14 protein-coding genes are annotated in these 13,148 nt (G+C 68.0%); 5 read left to right on the top strand and 9 right to left on the bottom strand.

Annotated elements, in window-relative coordinates; translation table 11 throughout:
- Window positions 1-42: 42 nt before the first annotated feature.
- Together mobA and moaA are read right to left on the bottom strand one after the other, a co-directional pair.
- The gene (mobA, locus tag DFR41_RS22670) at window positions 43-696 is read right to left on the bottom strand and encodes a molybdenum cofactor guanylyltransferase MobA (protein WP_425326724.1); all 654 of its coding nucleotides are present in this window, start codon (window positions 694-696) and stop codon (window positions 43-45) included.
- Window positions 697-754: 58 nt separating this feature from the next.
- A complete protein-coding gene (moaA, locus tag DFR41_RS22665) occupies window positions 755-1,888 on the bottom strand; it encodes a GTP 3',8-cyclase MoaA (RefSeq protein WP_114804390.1) in 1,134 nt (377 codons plus the stop codon).
- A gap of 301 nt (window positions 1,889-2,189) precedes the next feature.
- Between moaA and DFR41_RS22660 the strand changes: the two genes are divergently transcribed.
- Complete coding sequence (locus tag DFR41_RS22660; RefSeq protein ID WP_017757286.1) at window positions 2,190-3,116, top strand: ZIP family metal transporter; 927 nt, start codon at window positions 2,190-2,192, stop codon at window positions 3,114-3,116.
- Between the two features lie 21 nt (window positions 3,117-3,137).
- Here DFR41_RS22660 and DFR41_RS22655 read toward each other — a convergent pair whose 3' ends face one another.
- Window positions 3,138-4,571, bottom strand: coding sequence for an aldehyde dehydrogenase family protein (locus tag DFR41_RS22655; RefSeq protein ID WP_017757287.1), 1,434 nt, complete (start codon window positions 4,569-4,571; stop codon window positions 3,138-3,140).
- Complete coding sequence (locus DFR41_RS27790; protein ID WP_170159443.1) at window positions 4,562-4,732, bottom strand: hypothetical protein; 171 nt, start codon at window positions 4,730-4,732, stop codon at window positions 4,562-4,564. Before DFR41_RS27790 ends, DFR41_RS22655 begins: the two co-directional genes overlap by 10 nt.
- Here DFR41_RS27790 and DFR41_RS22650 point away from each other — a divergent pair.
- Window positions 4,731-4,970, top strand: a complete 240-nt coding sequence (locus DFR41_RS22650; protein WP_017757288.1) for a hypothetical protein — start codon at window positions 4,731-4,733, stop codon at window positions 4,968-4,970. The two genes, DFR41_RS27790 and DFR41_RS22650, sit on opposite strands and share 2 nt — an antisense overlap.
- Window positions 4,971-5,065: 95 nt before the next feature.
- Here DFR41_RS22650 and DFR41_RS22645 read toward each other — a convergent pair whose 3' ends face one another.
- Window positions 5,066-5,887: a metal-dependent hydrolase gene (locus DFR41_RS22645; RefSeq protein WP_114804389.1), complete on the bottom strand. Its 822-nt coding sequence runs from the start codon at window positions 5,885-5,887 to the stop codon at window positions 5,066-5,068.
- A gap of 137 nt (window positions 5,888-6,024) precedes the next feature.
- On the opposite strand from DFR41_RS22645, the gene DFR41_RS22640 reads away from it, so the two are divergent.
- A complete protein-coding gene (locus DFR41_RS22640; protein ID WP_211322645.1) occupies window positions 6,025-6,615 on the top strand; it encodes a TetR/AcrR family transcriptional regulator in 591 nt (196 codons plus the stop codon).
- Between the two features lie 3 nt (window positions 6,616-6,618).
- On the opposite strand, the gene DFR41_RS22635 is transcribed toward DFR41_RS22640, so the two are convergent.
- The gene (locus DFR41_RS22635; protein WP_244917843.1) at window positions 6,619-8,763 is read right to left on the bottom strand and encodes a sodium-translocating pyrophosphatase; all 2,145 of its coding nucleotides are present in this window, start codon (window positions 8,761-8,763) and stop codon (window positions 6,619-6,621) included.
- A 234-nt stretch (window positions 8,764-8,997) separates the two neighbouring features.
- On the opposite strand from DFR41_RS22635, the gene ppa reads away from it, so the two are divergent.
- Window positions 8,998-9,525: an inorganic diphosphatase gene (gene ppa, locus DFR41_RS22630; protein WP_017757292.1), complete on the top strand. Its 528-nt coding sequence runs from the start codon at window positions 8,998-9,000 to the stop codon at window positions 9,523-9,525.
- 85 nt (window positions 9,526-9,610) lie between these two features.
- On the opposite strand, the gene DFR41_RS22625 is transcribed toward ppa, so the two are convergent.
- From DFR41_RS22625 to DFR41_RS22615, 3 genes are all read right to left on the bottom strand, one after another.
- Entirely contained in the window at window positions 9,611-10,243 is a 633-nt protein-coding gene (locus DFR41_RS22625; protein ID WP_114804388.1) for a YitT family protein, read from the bottom strand.
- A gap of 85 nt (window positions 10,244-10,328) precedes the next feature.
- On the bottom strand, window positions 10,329-11,513 hold the full coding sequence (locus tag DFR41_RS22620) for a GNAT family N-acetyltransferase (RefSeq protein WP_114804387.1): 1,185 nt from the start codon (window positions 11,511-11,513) through the stop codon (window positions 10,329-10,331).
- Between the two features lie 7 nt (window positions 11,514-11,520).
- Window positions 11,521-12,468, bottom strand: a complete 948-nt coding sequence (locus DFR41_RS22615) for a DMT family transporter (RefSeq protein WP_081682386.1) — start codon at window positions 12,466-12,468, stop codon at window positions 11,521-11,523.
- 184 nt (window positions 12,469-12,652) lie between these two features.
- Between DFR41_RS22615 and DFR41_RS22610 the strand changes: the two genes are divergently transcribed.
- Entirely contained in the window at window positions 12,653-12,991 is a 339-nt protein-coding gene (locus DFR41_RS22610) for a P-II family nitrogen regulator (RefSeq protein WP_017757297.1), read from the top strand.
- Window positions 12,992-13,148: the final 157 nt, after the last annotated feature.

The raw sequence follows: 13,148 nt of genomic DNA, 5'->3' as shown, positions 1-13,148 counted from the left end.
GGAGGCGTGCCGGCAGGGCGCGGCCGCCGAGTATCGGCCGCCTCAGCGCTGGTCGTTGAGGGCGGCGAGCGCTTCCAGGGTGTTGATGTTGGCGAAGGCGGCCGGGTCGCCGGGCTGGTCGAAGGGCACCAGCTGCGCGCCCTGCTGGCGTGCCCAGCCCATGACGCGGCGCTCGCCGCGGGCCAGCCAGTCGCACAGGCTGGCGTGCAGGCGCGTGTGCACGAGGCAGAACACGGGTTGCGGACGCGCGTCGTCGTCGCCGGGCCCGCTTCGAACGGTGGGGATGGCGATGTCGGCTCCCGCGGACCGGGCGGCCTGCAACAGGCGTGCGGCAAGGTCGGGGGGGAATGCCGGCACGTCGCACGGCACCGTCAGCAGCCATGGCGTGGTGCAGCGCTCCATGGCGGCCAGCATGCCGGCGAGTGGGCCGGCAAACCCCGCGATGCTGTCCTGTACCACCGGTACGCCGAAAGTCTCGTAGGTGGGCAGATGGCGATTGGCGCTGATGAGGCAGGCGTCCACCTGCGGCTGCAGCCGCTGCAGCGCATTGAACGCCAGCGGCTGGCCGCGATAGGGCTGGAGGCCCTTGTCGGCGCCGCCCATCCGCCGGCCCTGGCCGCCGGCCAGCACGGCGCCGGTGAGGGCGGCCGTCCGAGGGGCGGGTGGGTGATGCAGCGGCTCGTCAGCGGCGCTCAACGGTGGTCCTCCGGCCGGGCCGGCAGCGTGCGCATCCACGCGGCAAGAGGGCTGGCGGTCATCCGCCGATGTAGCTCATCTCGACGCGGCGAGGGGCTGGGCCTTCGGCCACGCCATCGGCAGGCCGGCGGGCCCGCAACTCGGAATAGCGGTCGCCCCGCTGCGTCCAGATGCTGCGCACGGTGCGCGCCAGTGCCTCGTCGTCGGCACCGCCGCGCAGCAGTTGCCGCAGGTCATGGCCCTGGGAGGCGAAGAGGCAAAGGTAGACGCGGCCTTCGGTGGAAAGGCGAAGCCGGCTGCAATCGCGGCAGAAGGCCTGCGTGACGCTGCTGATGACGCCGATCTCGCCACGGCCATCGGCGTAGGCCCAGCGCTGCGCGGTCTCGCCCGGCGCGCTGGCCTCCAGGGGTCGCAGCGGCAACTCGGCGGCGATGTGCGCCACCACGTCGGCGGAAGGCATCACCTCGTCCATGCGCCAGCCGTTGGTGGCGCCCACGTCCATGTATTCGATGAAGCGCAGCACCACGTCGCCGCCATGCCGCTCGCGGAAGTGCCGCGCCATCGGCAGGATCTCCTGCTCGTTGGTGCCGCGCTTGACCACCATGTTGACCTTGATCGGCCCCAGCCCCGCCTCGCGCGCGGCATCGATGCCGGCCAGCACGTCCGCGACCGGGAAGTCCATGTCGTTCATGCGGCGGAAGACGGTGTCGTCAAGCGCATCGAGGCTGACCGTCACGCGCTGCAGGCCCGCGGCCTTGAGTGCCTGCGCCTTGCGTGCCAGCAGCGAGCCGTTGGTGGTGAGCGTCAGATCCAGTGGCGACCCGTCGGGCGTGCGCAGCGCGGCGAGTTGCTCGATCAGGTGCTCGATGTTCTTGCGCAGCAGCGGTTCGCCCCCCGTGAGGCGGATCTTGCGCACGCCCTGGTCGACGAACACGCGCGCCAGACGCGTGATCTCCTCGAAGCTGAGCAGCGCCGAATGCGGAAGGTAGACATGATTCTTGTCGAACACCTCCTTGGGCATGCAGTAGCTGCAGCGGAAATTGCAGCGGTCGGTCACGCTGATGCGCAGGTCGGTGAGGGGACGTCCGAGCCTGTCCTGCAGCAGGCCTGCGCGCACCCCGTCTTCGTCGCGCGGCGCGGGCAGGGGCGCATCGCGGCGCTGGTCGACGAGGGGAATCACGCGAAAGGCCATGGGATGTGTGGGGAGTGGCGCCTCGCAAGGGCGACGTCGGTGGGCGTTGCAGTTTATCGACGGGGTGCATTCCGGCGCAGCGTGGGGTCTGACCTTGCGGGAGAACCCTGGGGGGACGGCCGCGCGCTGCCCGCGGGCAGGCGACGCCCAGCCGCGGACACCCCCTGCGTCCGCTGGTAGCCGGACCGGCGCCCGGACTACATCGACGGGGCGGGCCGGGTGGTTCACTGGCAGCGCTCCAACGTTGGAGGGCGGGCGTCCTCCCGGTGCCGGAGCGCCGCCATAACCGCAAGGACCGACCATGAACGACTCTGAAACCGCTGCCTGGCCTGCCACGCGCCGGCGTCCGCGCACCGCGCGCCGCTGGCTTGGCCTGGCCATCGTGGGATTGGGCGTGTTGGTGCTGGCAGGGCAGGTCTGGTCGCTGGTTGCCAGCAGCGAGGTGGTGGGGCAGGCCCTGGTGGGTGGCTCGGTCGCGGCCCTGGCCACGGCGCTGGGTACGCTGCCGGTGCTGTTCTCCCAACGGCTTTCCGAGCGCGTACAGGACACGCTCTTCGGCTTCGGTGCCGGGGTCATGCTGGCGGCCTGCGCTTTTTCGCTGATCCTGCCTGGGCTGGAGGTGGCCAAGGAGCAGGCGCTGTTCGGCGGCGGCCGCTGGTCCGCGGGCGGCGTGATCGGCGCCGCGATCCTGCTGGGCGCAGCGGCCTTGATGACCATGGAAAAGCTGCTGCCTCACGAACATTTCATCAAGGGCCGCGAAGGACGCGACACCGATGCCGTGCGCACGTTGCGGCGCACCTGGCTGTTCGTGATCGCCATCGCCCTGCACAACCTGCCCGAAGGACTGGCCATCGGCGTCGGCTACGCGGGCAACGATGGGCTGCGTGCCAACGCGCTGGCGACGGGCATCGCGATCCAGGACGTGCCCGAGGGGTTGGTGGTCGCGGTGGCGCTGCTGGCTGCGGGTTATGGGCGCGGCGTCGCGGTGGCGCTGGGCATGGCGTCCGGCCTGGTGGAACCGCTGGGCGCCGTGCTGGGCGCCGCGGTCGTCGAACATTCCGCCTTGCTGCTGCCCTGGGGATTGGGATTTGCGGCCGGCGCGATGCTCTTCGTCATCAGCCATGAAATCATTCCCGAGTCCCACCGCAAGGGCCATGAGGCCTTTGCGACGGGCGGGTTGATGGTGGGCTTCGTGCTGATGATGCTGCTGGACACGGCGCTCGGGTGAGTGCCGTGCCCGCCGACGGCCTCAGCCGTGGCGGATGGCCACCGTCTTCAGCGTGGTGAAGCCGTAGAGCGCCTCGAAGCCCTTTTCGCGACCGTAGCCGGAGGACTTCACCCCACCGAAGGGCAGTTCGACCCCGCCGCCCGCACCGTAGTTGTTGATGAACACCTGGCCGCTGCGCAGCCGCTTCGCCATGCGGAACTGCCGCGATCCATCGCGCGTCCACACGCCGGCCACGAGCCCGAACTCGGTGGCATTGGCCAGGCGGACCGCGTCGTCCTCGCCATCGAAACGCATCGCGGCCAGCACGGGGCCGAAGACTTCCTCCTGGGCGATGCGGTGGTCCACCGGCACGTCGCGCAGCAGCGTGGGCGCCTGGTAGAAGCCGGAATCGGGCGCCTCCTCCACGACCTGGCCCTGGGCCACCATAGGGATGCCGGCGGTCTGGGCATCGGAGAGGAAGTCCCACACGCGCTGTTGCTGGGTCTGACGGATCAGCGGGCCGAGGTCCAGGTCCATGGCGGCGGGGCCGACGCGCAGCTTCTCGAACGCTGCGCCGAGGCGGTCGAGCAGCGGTTCGTAGATGCTGCCTTCGATGAGCACGCGCGAGCCGGCCGAGCAGGTCTGGCCCGAGTTCTGCACGATGGCATTGATGAGCACCGGAATGGCGGCATCCAGGTCGGCATCGGCAAAGACGATCTGCGGGCTCTTGCCGCCAAGCTCGAGGGTGACCGGGCAGTGGCGCTCGGCGGCCACCTGTTGGATCAGCGTCCCCACGCGCGGACTGCCGGTGAAGCTGATGTGGTCGATGCCGGGGTGGCGTGCCAGTGCGTCGCCCACCTCATGGCCGTAGCCGGTCACGATGTTGATGGCGCCCGCGGGAAAACCCACTTCGGCGGCCAGTTGCGCCACGCGGATGAGCGACAGGCAGGCGTCTTCGGCCGGCTTGACCACGCAGCAGTTGCCCGCGGCCAGCGCGCCACCGACGCTTCGCCCGAAAATCTGCATGGGGTAGTTCCAGGGGATCACATGGCCGGTCACGCCATGCGGCTCGCGCCACGTCATGACACTGTAGCCGTCCAGGTACGGAATGGTTTCGCCGTGGAACTTGTCGCATGCCCCGGCGTAGAACTCGAAGTAGCGCGCCAAGGCCAGCGCATCGGCGCGTGCCTGCTTGGTCGGCTTGCCGCAGTCACGTTGCTCCAGCGCCGTGAGTTCGTCGGCGTGTTCCGCCACCTTCACCGACAGGCGGTACAGCAGGCGGCCGCGGTCGGCGGCCGACAGGCGGGCCCAGGCGCCCTCGTAGCAGGCGCGCGCGGCCTGCACGGCGGCGTCGATGTCGCGCGCATCGCTGCGCTGCAGTTCGTCGAAGGCCTGGCCGTCGGAGGGGTCGAGGACCGGAATCACGCGGCCGCTGGCGGAGGCGGCATGCTCGTTGGCGATGAAATTCAGTTGCATGCCCCCAATTGTGGAGGAGCCGTCGCCATTGCGTCGGCGGGGATAATGTCCCCCGTCAAAACAGGTATCCGGAAATCGCCGAAAATAACGACATGCCGTGCATGTACTCCCCACTTCTCTCTGCCGTCCGCGGCGTGTTCGTTCAACAGGGAGGCGCTCATGGCCAGCTCTGATGTCAAGACGACCATGGACGAGGCTGGGCTGCGCTACAAGTCCAAGACCCCGGGTTCTCCTTTCAAGGCCTCGTCCTCCTTCAGCGGCGCCACGATGTCGTGCTTTCTGTGCGGCAAGCACCGCCCCCGTTCCCTGATGCAGACCAAGCGCGTCCTGGGCAAGGCCCAGCCGGTGTGTGCGCCGTCTTGCAAGGAACTGGAAGCGACGCTCAAGGGCGGCGGCTGAACCCACGGGGCGCCCCGCATGGGGCGCTTTGAAGCCTGGACCGGTGCTCCAGGGGGCTGAAGGCGGGGCATTCCGCCTTCGTCGTTTGCCGATATTCAGTTTGCGCCGACAGGGGTGTAGCTGTCACGGTGGTCGGCCAGCCACTGTTGCGCAAGCGTGCCCTCCTGTTCGGAGGGATGGAACGTCGGGCGAAAGTAGGCGCGCCACGCGCGCACATTGCTGGTCAGCAGGCCTTCGCGACTGAACAGGGTCTGCCAAGCCTGCCGCCAGGTCGATCGCTTCCACAGCTGTTTTTCATGGCGCAGATTGGCCACGGTCTGTCGAAGCAGGTCGGTCAGGAAGAGCAGGGTGACGCGCCGCATCCAGCGCCGCCGCCATGATTCCGCGCCTCCGACGGCGCGATAGAGGTCGAAGGCGGTGCATTTGTGCTCCGACTCCTCGGCCGCATGCCACATCCACATCGTGCGCAGACGAGGCTCGACCGCCTCCAGCGTCCGGGGATGGCGCAGCAGCCAGTCCGCGAAGAGGGCGGTGAAATGCTCGGTCGCGGCAGTGATCGCCAGGGCGTGTCGCGGATCCTGGCCCTCGAGCAGTGCCATCCGTTGCTTCATGCGTGGCGTCCAGGAATCCTCGAGGCCCTGCCGTTCGAGTTGGCCGTTGAACAGGGCGTGAATGCGCCTGTGCGTGGCTTCCTGGCCGATGAAGCCGCGCACTTCGGCCTGGCAGCGCTGTTGCGCATCGGACGCCAGCAGCGGCAGAGCGCCCCGCACGGCATCGATGAAGAACTGCTCCCCGAACGGAAAGCTCATGGACAGCGCATTGAAGAACGCCGTCTGGAAGGCATTGCCCGCGCACCACTGGCGATCGAACGGGGCGTCCAGGTCGATCAGCAGTCTTCGAATCACAAGCTGGCTCATCAAAACGCTTTCAAAGGTTGGTACGGTGGCGTACCGCGATCATCCTTCAAAGAGTCGGTACGCTCAAGTACCGACCAAGCTTCGATCAGGGCTTTGTACGATCCGTGCCGGCCGCGTTCCCTCGGCCTACGCATTGCATGAACACCTCCACCCCACCCGAAGAGAACCTCACAGAGACCGGCCATCGCGAGCGCCTGCTGCAAGGCATGGCCCGCGCCCTGGCGGCGCGTGGCTACGCCCAGACCTCCATCGCCGACATCGTGCGGGAGGCCGCGGTGTCGCGCCGTACCTTCTACGAGCACTTCGCCGGCAAGACCGAGTGCCTGCTGGCGCTGTATGAAGCGGCCAGCGGCGTGGCGTTGAAGGTGCTGGTCGAGTCGGTCGACCGGTCGAGGCCCTGGCAGGTCCAGGTGGACGGTGCGGTCCGGGCCTATCTGGAGTGCCTGGCCTCCGATCCGGTTCTTCTTCGTACGCTGTTCGTCGAGATCCTCGGCCTGGGCCTGGAAGGCCTCGCGGTCCGGCGCCGGGCGCATCGGGCCATCGCCGATTTCATCGGCGCGGCCGTTCCCGATGCGCAGGGCCAGCCGCTCGACCGGCAGATGGCCATGACGGTCGTGGGCGGCATCCACGAACTCGTGCTGCTCGCGGTGGAGGAGGGGCGGGAGGCCGACCTCACCGCGCTGGTGGAGCCGGCCACGCGCTTGGTGCGTGCCGTGGCGCAGCGCTGACGGTCAGCGTTGCGTCGGCATTGGGTTGGAAGTGGTCGGCTGCGCCTGGGCCACTTGCCCGAAGACGGGCGCACCGAGGCCCGCCGCCCGCGGAGGCGCAGGCGCGTGGAACTGCACCACCAGCGGAACAATGAGCAGCGCCACGATGTTGATGATTTTGATCAGCGGATTGACCGCCGGCCCGGCCGTGTCCTTGTAGGGGTCGCCCACCGTATCGCCCGTGACGGCCGCCTTGTGGGTCTCGCTGCCCTTGCCGCCGAAATGGCCGTCCTCGATGTACTTCTTGGCGTTGTCCCAGGCGCCGCCGCCAGTGCACATCGAGATCGCGACGAACAGGCCGGTGACGATGGTGCCCATCAGGAGGCCGCCCAGGGCCTTCGGCCCCAGCGCCAGGCCCACCACGATGGGCACGAGTACCGGCAGCAGCGACGGGATCATCATCTCCTTGATGGCCGCGCCGGTCAGCATGCCGACCGCCTTGCCGTACTCGGGCTTGCCGGTGCCGTCCATGATGCCGGGAATGGTGCGGAACTGGCGCCGCACTTCCTCCACCACTGCGCCGGCCGCGCGGCCCACGGCCTCCATGGCCATGGCGCCGAAGAGGTAGGGAATCAGCCCGCCGATGAACAGCCCCACGATGACCAGCGGATCGGACAGATTGAAGTCGATGGCCTGGCCATAGCTTTCGAGCTTGTGCGTGTAGTCGGCGAACAGCACCAGCGCTGCCAGACCCGCCGAGCCGATGGCATAGCCCTTGGTCACCGCCTTGGTCGTGTTGCCGACGGCATCCAGCGGGTCCGTCACGTCGCGGACGGATGACGGCAGTTCGGCCATCTCCGCGATGCCACCCGCGTTGTCGGTAATGGGGCCGTAGGCGTCCAGCGCGACCACGATGCCGGCCATGGAGAGCATCGAGGTCGCCGCGACGGCGACGCCGTACAGCCCGGCCAGCGTGTAGGCCGCCAGGATCGCGGCGCAGACGAAGATCACGGGCCATGCCGTGGAGCGCATGGACACCCCCAGGCCGGCAATGATGTTGGTGCCATGGCCGGTGGTGGAGGCCTGGGCCACGTGCTGTACCGGCTTGTATTGCGTGCCCGTGTAGTACTCCGTGATCCATACCAGCGCGGCCGTCAGGGCCAGGCCCACGAAGCAGGCGCCGAACAGGCGCAGCTGGCTGCCGGCGGCGACCACTGCGTTGTCGGGCATCAGCCAGGACGTGACGAACCAGAAGGCGATGAGCGACAGCACGCCGGCGACCGCCAGGCCGCGGTAGAGCGCCGGCATCACGTTGGTCATGCCCGGTGACGCCTTGACGAAGAAGCAGCCGACGATGGACGCGATGATCGAGACGCCGCCCAGCGCCAGCGGATAGATCGCCGCATTCGCCGGCGCTGCCGTGACCATCAAGGCGCCCAGCACCATGGTGGCGATCAGCGTGACGGCGTAGGTCTCGAAGAGGTCGGCCGCCATCCCGGCGCAGTCGCCGACGTTGTCGCCCACGTTGTCGGCGATCACGGCGGGGTTGCGCGGATCGTCCTCGGGAATGCCGGCTTCGACCTTGCCGACGAGGTCGGCGCCGACGTCCGCTCCCTTGGTGAAGATGCCGCCGCCGAGCCGGGCGAAGATGGAGATCAGCGAGGAGCCGAAGGCAAAGCCGATCAGCGGATTCAGTGCCTGCGGCGTGGCCGTGCCCGCGCCCAGGAAGGCGTAGAAGCCGGCGACCCCCAGCAGCCCCAGCCCGACCACCAGCATCCCGGTGATGGCGCCACCCCGGAACGCCACCTGCAACGCCGGTCCGATGCCCTGCGCAGCCGCCTGTGCCGTGCGCACATTCGCGCGGACCGACACGTTCATGCCGATGAAGCCGCAGGCGCCCGACAGCACGGCGCCGACCACGAAGCCCGCGGCCGTCAGTCCATCAAGGAACAGCGCGATCAGCACCGCGAGCACCAAGCCCACAATCCCGATGGTTGTGTATTGCTTCGCCAGGTAGGCCGAGGCACCGGCCTGGATCGCCGCGGCGATCTCCTGCATGCGGGCGTTACCGGGATCGCGGGAAAGAATCCAGCTTCGCGCCCAGACACCGTAGATGACGGCGATCAGCCCGCAGGCGATCACCGCATACAAAGGGAAGTTGCCAGTCATTGCCGTCTCCATGTGGTTGTGAAGACGCCAGCCGGGACCCTGCCGCAACGCGTCGGGCCCAACTGCCGCCGCGTTGCTTCCTCGATGCCCGGGCAGAACCCGCCTTGCATTGATTGGCCAACGCAACGAATTTACAGGCAAACCGCGCCGGTGTCAGGCTGGCGTCGGCCCGCTGGCTAAACTCGGGGTTTGTCCCGACCCACGGGGCGAACGCCACTCCAACCAAAGACAAGCATGTCCTTCGACAAAATCCCCCCGGGCGCCAAGGCCCCTGAAGAGTTCCACGTCGTCATCGAGATCCCGATGAACGCCGATCCGATCAAGTACGAGGTGGACAAGGAGACCGGCGCGATCTTCGTCGACCGGTTCATGACCACGGCGATGTACTACCCCACCAACTACGGCTACGTGCCGCAGACCCTGTCGGGCGACGGCGACCCGGTGGATGTGCTGGTGGTCACGCCCTATCCGCTGCTGCCGGGCGTGGTGGTCAAGTGCCGCGCGCTGGGAATCCTGAAGATGGAAGACGAAGCAGGCGTGGATGGCAAGGTGCTGGCCGTGCCCACCGACAAGATCCTGCCGATCTACAGCCACTGGAAGACGGTGCAGGACGTGAACCCGATGCGCCTGAAGGCCATCAGCCACTTCTTCGAGCACTACAAGGACCTCGAAGCCGGCAAGTGGGTCAAGGTGCTGGGCTGGGACGGCGTCGAGGCCGCCCACAAGGAAATCACCGACGGCATCGCCGCGTACAAGAAGTAATCCGCCGCCGCGGATTGCGATCATGAGCCCGCTTCGGCGGGCTTTTTTGTGGGCGTTCGGCACGCGCCCTCGCGAGGCGGGCCTGTCAGAAGCCCAGGTAGCGGCCCGGCTTGTGGTTGATGGCCAGCACGGCGTTGAGCGCGATGGCGCCTGCGATGGACAGCATCACCCGCTGCGGCTCCACCAACGCGAACGCGGTGGCGACGATGAGGCAGTCGAAGCCCATCTGCACCTGCCCGGCGCGCCAGCCCTTCTTCTCCTGCAGCCAGACCGCAAGGATGCCGATGCCCCCCAAGCTGCAGCGGTGGCGGAACAAAATCAGGAAGCCGGTGCCCGTCACCAGCCCGCCTGCCAGGGCGGCGTAGAGCGGCTGCAGGCGGTCGAAATGCAGCAACCCCGGCTGCCACAGCGTCAGCAAGGACAGCGAGGCGACGGCCAGGAAGGTCTTGACGGTGAAGGCCGCGCCCAGCTTGCGCCAGGCCAGCCAGTAGAAGGGCAGGTTGAGAAGGAAGAAGAGCGTGCCGAAGCTGGCGCCCGTGCCGTAGTGCAGCAGAAAGGCGATGCCCGCCGTGCCGCCCGTCAGCAGTCCGGCCGTGGTGAAAAGCGCCACGCCCATCGAGATGAGCAAGGTGCCGCTGGCGATGGCCAGGGCGTCCTCCCACAAGGCATGGCGGGTCCTCGGGGCTGCGGGGGAGGCGGGTGCGGCGGCGTCGGTCATCGATCAAGCTTAGCGGGCGGCAGGTCGGGCCCGCATGATCTTGCGCAGGGATACGTCCGGTCGCCTGCCAGCGCCAGAGGAGCGGCTAGGCGCGGAACGGGCTTCGCTCGCCGAGTTCCGACAGGTAGGCCGAAACGCCTTCGCCTTCACGCGCCAGAAAGCGCTCCACCGCATCCGCGAAGGCCCGATGAGCGAGCCAGTGGGCGCTGGTGGTCTTGACGGGCATGAGCGCGCGGGCCATCTTGTGCTCGCCCTGTGCGCCGCCCTCGAAGCGGTGAATCTGGTGCGCGATGCACCATTCGATGGGCTGGTAATAGCAGGCCTCGAAGTGCAGGCAGTCGACCCGCTCCAAAGCACCCCAGTACCGCCCATAGGCAACGCCCCGCCCATCGGCATCGGCACCCAGGCCGATCAGGCTGCAGGCCATGGCCCGGCCCTCGCGCTCGGCCACGAAGATGAGCCAGGCGTCGGGCAGGCTGGTCGCCATTCGGTGAAAGAAGTCCCGGGTCAGATAGGGCGGGTTTCCATGCTCACGGTAGGTTCGCGCGTAGCAGCGATAGAAGAAGTCCCAGTCCGCGTCCCGGATGTCTGTGCCACGAGCCCACCGGAAGCGAACGCCGCTTTCGGCGACTTTGCGGCGCTCCTGGCGGATCTTCTTGCGCTTCTCCTGGTTGAGGGCCGCGAGGAAGTCGTCGAAGTCCTGGTATGGACCCGCTTGACCCTTCGCCGCCGGATGCTGGTTCTCCCAGTGGAACTGCACTGTGTGCCGCAGCATGAGGCCAGCCGCCTCGCAGGCCGCGATGTCCTCGTCGTCGCCGAACAGCAGGTGCAGGGACGACAGTTCGTTGTCCGCGGCCCAGGCCACCAGCGATCGGATGAGTGCCTGTCGTGTGGGCGGGTCGACCGCCAGCAGACGGGCACCCGGCACCGGCGTGAACGGGACCGCCACCAGCGCCTTGGGGTAATAGCGCATCCCATGCTGCTCGTAGGCATTGGCCCAGGCCCAATCGAACACGTATTCGCCGTAGGAGTGGGACTTCAGGTAGAGCGGGCAGGCGGCGACCAGCTCATCGGCCCGCCACAAGGTGGCGAAGGCGGGGGCCCAGCCTGTCTGCGCCGTTGCGCTTCCGCTCGTGTGGAGCGCCGCAAGATACTCGTGGCGCATGAAGGGACCCGGCGCAGCCTGTCGGGCAAGCAGGGTGTTCCACGACGAGGCATCGATCAGCAGCGGATCGTCGACGATCCTGAATTCGAGGGACGCTCCAGCCATGGTTACTTCACTCCATGACGGCGGGACGTCGGCGCCGCTCCGCAATCCAGATACCGCCCAGCACGAGGGCCAGTGCGACGAGGTGGAAGGGGCGCAGCGGCTCGTCCAGCACCAGCACGGCCAGCAGAGGGCCGAAGATCGGCGTCAGGTTGACGAAGACTCCGGCGCGCTCCGGCCCGATCAGCGAGACGGCCTGGATGAAGGTGATCTGCGACACGAAGGAGGGCAGCAGGCCCACGAAGAGCATCAACGCCCAGCCGGTCGCCGTGGGCATGAAGAAGCGGTCCGTGGCTACCTCGAAAGCCAGCAGGGGCAGGGAGGTCAGCGCCGCGACGCCCGCGGCGGCGGCGAAGAAGACGATCGGCGGCACGGGGGGCCGGCGGGTCAGCCCGAGCATGTACCCGGCGTAGAAGAGGCTGGCCAGCAGCATCCAGAGGTCGCCGACGTTGAAGTCGAGCGTGGCGAGCACGTGAAGCTGGCCGCGCGAAGCCACGACGACGCAGCCCGCCAGGGTCACGGCCACCCCCAGCGCCTGCATGGGCCGGAAGCGCCGGCCCGCGAACACGAAGCTGCCCAGAAGCACCAGCACCGGGATCGTCCCCTGGATGATGGCGATGTTGATGGCCGAGGTGTGGTGTGCCGCCGCGTAGAAGAGGGCATTGAAGGCAGTGAAGCCTGCCGTGCCCATGATGGCGATCAGGCGCCAGGATCGCGCCACGGTGCGCCAATGCCGGGCGATCTCGTGCCGGGCGGTGAACCACAGCGCCACACAGCAGATCGTCCACCGCGCCGTGGTCAGCATCATGGGCGAGATGTTTCCGACGGCGAGCCTCGCAGCGACGGCATTGCATCCCCACATCAGGGTGGTGAATACGAGCAGCAGCGTGGCGTTGTGGCTGGCGCGCCGGTACGCGGCGGCGATCCCGTGAAGCGCAGGCGGGGAAGTCGAAGGCATGGATCGGCGAGCGTAGCAGCCGACCGCCCTGTGCGCTGGGCGATGGTGCGAATGACATAATTTCCGAGCGTGGGTGCAACTTCGCGCCGCCTCAGCGGCTTGCGACACCTCGTGCCCCAGGGGTCTGCGTGCGCGCGGCCTGTCACCCAGTCTCTTGCATCACTCTCATTACAGGAACACCGCCATGAAGCAGATCACTGCCATCGTCAAACCTTTCAAGCTCGACGACGTGCGCGAGGCGCTGGGTCAAGTCGGCGTCTCCGGCCTGACGGTGACCGAGGTAAAGGGGTTCGGCCGCCAGAAGGGCCACACGGAGCTCTATCGCGGCGCCGAGTATGTGGTCGACTTCCTGCCCAAGATGAAGATCGAGGTGGTGGTCGCCGACGCCGACGTGGAGAACTGCGTCGATGCCATCGTCACGGCGGCCCGCACCGGCAAGATCGGCGACGGCAAGATCTTCGTGACCGAGGTGCAGCGCATTGTTCGTATCCGGACCGGCGAGGAGAACGAGAGCGCCGTCTGAGGGCGGGCCGCTCCCGAACGGGGCCGCCCGCCGCAGGCCTGCACGAGGGCTGATCCGTGTCCCTCTCAAGAAACAGAACTGAAGACAGCTGACTTCATGCAGCGGCCTCCACGGGGTGGATCTGGAAGCCCAGCGCAGCGGCGCGGCGCTTGAGGGC

The sequence above is a fragment of the Pseudacidovorax intermedius genome (assembly GCF_003350475.1).
Classification (GTDB): domain Bacteria; phylum Pseudomonadota; class Gammaproteobacteria; order Burkholderiales; family Burkholderiaceae_C; genus Xenophilus; species Xenophilus intermedius.
The sequence above is the reverse complement of the archived record's forward strand: the minus strand, read 5'-3'. Positions and strand labels throughout refer to the sequence as shown.

Bases quoted from the DNA above. Each gene is read 5' to 3' on its own strand.
- moaA (WP_114804390.1), bottom strand. From the start codon at position 1,888: ATGGCCTTTCGCGTGATTCCCCTCGTCGACCAGCGCCGCGATGCGCCC.
- DFR41_RS22660 (WP_017757286.1), top strand. From the start codon at position 2,190: ATGAACGACTCTGAAACCGCTGCCTGGCCTGCCACGCGCCGGCGTCCG.
- DFR41_RS22655 (WP_017757287.1), bottom strand. From the start codon at position 4,571: ATGCAACTGAATTTCATCGCCAACGAGCATGCCGCCTCCGCCAGCGGC.
- DFR41_RS22650 (WP_017757288.1), top strand. From the start codon at position 4,731: ATGGCCAGCTCTGATGTCAAGACGACCATGGACGAGGCTGGGCTGCGC.
- DFR41_RS27790 (WP_170159443.1), bottom strand. From the start codon at position 4,732: ATGAGCGCCTCCCTGTTGAACGAACACGCCGCGGACGGCAGAGAGAAG.
- DFR41_RS22645 (WP_114804389.1), bottom strand. From the start codon at position 5,887: ATGAGCCAGCTTGTGATTCGAAGACTGCTGATCGACCTGGACGCCCCG.
- DFR41_RS22640 (WP_211322645.1), top strand. From the start codon at position 6,025: ATGAACACCTCCACCCCACCCGAAGAGAACCTCACAGAGACCGGCCAT.
- DFR41_RS22635 (WP_244917843.1), bottom strand. From the start codon at position 8,763: ATGACTGGCAACTTCCCTTTGTATGCGGTGATCGCCTGCGGGCTGATC.
- ppa (WP_017757292.1), top strand. From the start codon at position 8,998: ATGTCCTTCGACAAAATCCCCCCGGGCGCCAAGGCCCCTGAAGAGTTC.
- DFR41_RS22625 (WP_114804388.1), bottom strand. From the start codon at position 10,243: ATGACCGACGCCGCCGCACCCGCCTCCCCCGCAGCCCCGAGGACCCGC.
- DFR41_RS22620 (WP_114804387.1), bottom strand. From the start codon at position 11,513: ATGGCTGGAGCGTCCCTCGAATTCAGGATCGTCGACGATCCGCTGCTG.
- DFR41_RS22615 (WP_081682386.1), bottom strand. From the start codon at position 12,468: ATGCCTTCGACTTCCCCGCCTGCGCTTCACGGGATCGCCGCCGCGTAC.
- DFR41_RS22610 (WP_017757297.1), top strand. From the start codon at position 12,653: ATGAAGCAGATCACTGCCATCGTCAAACCTTTCAAGCTCGACGACGTG.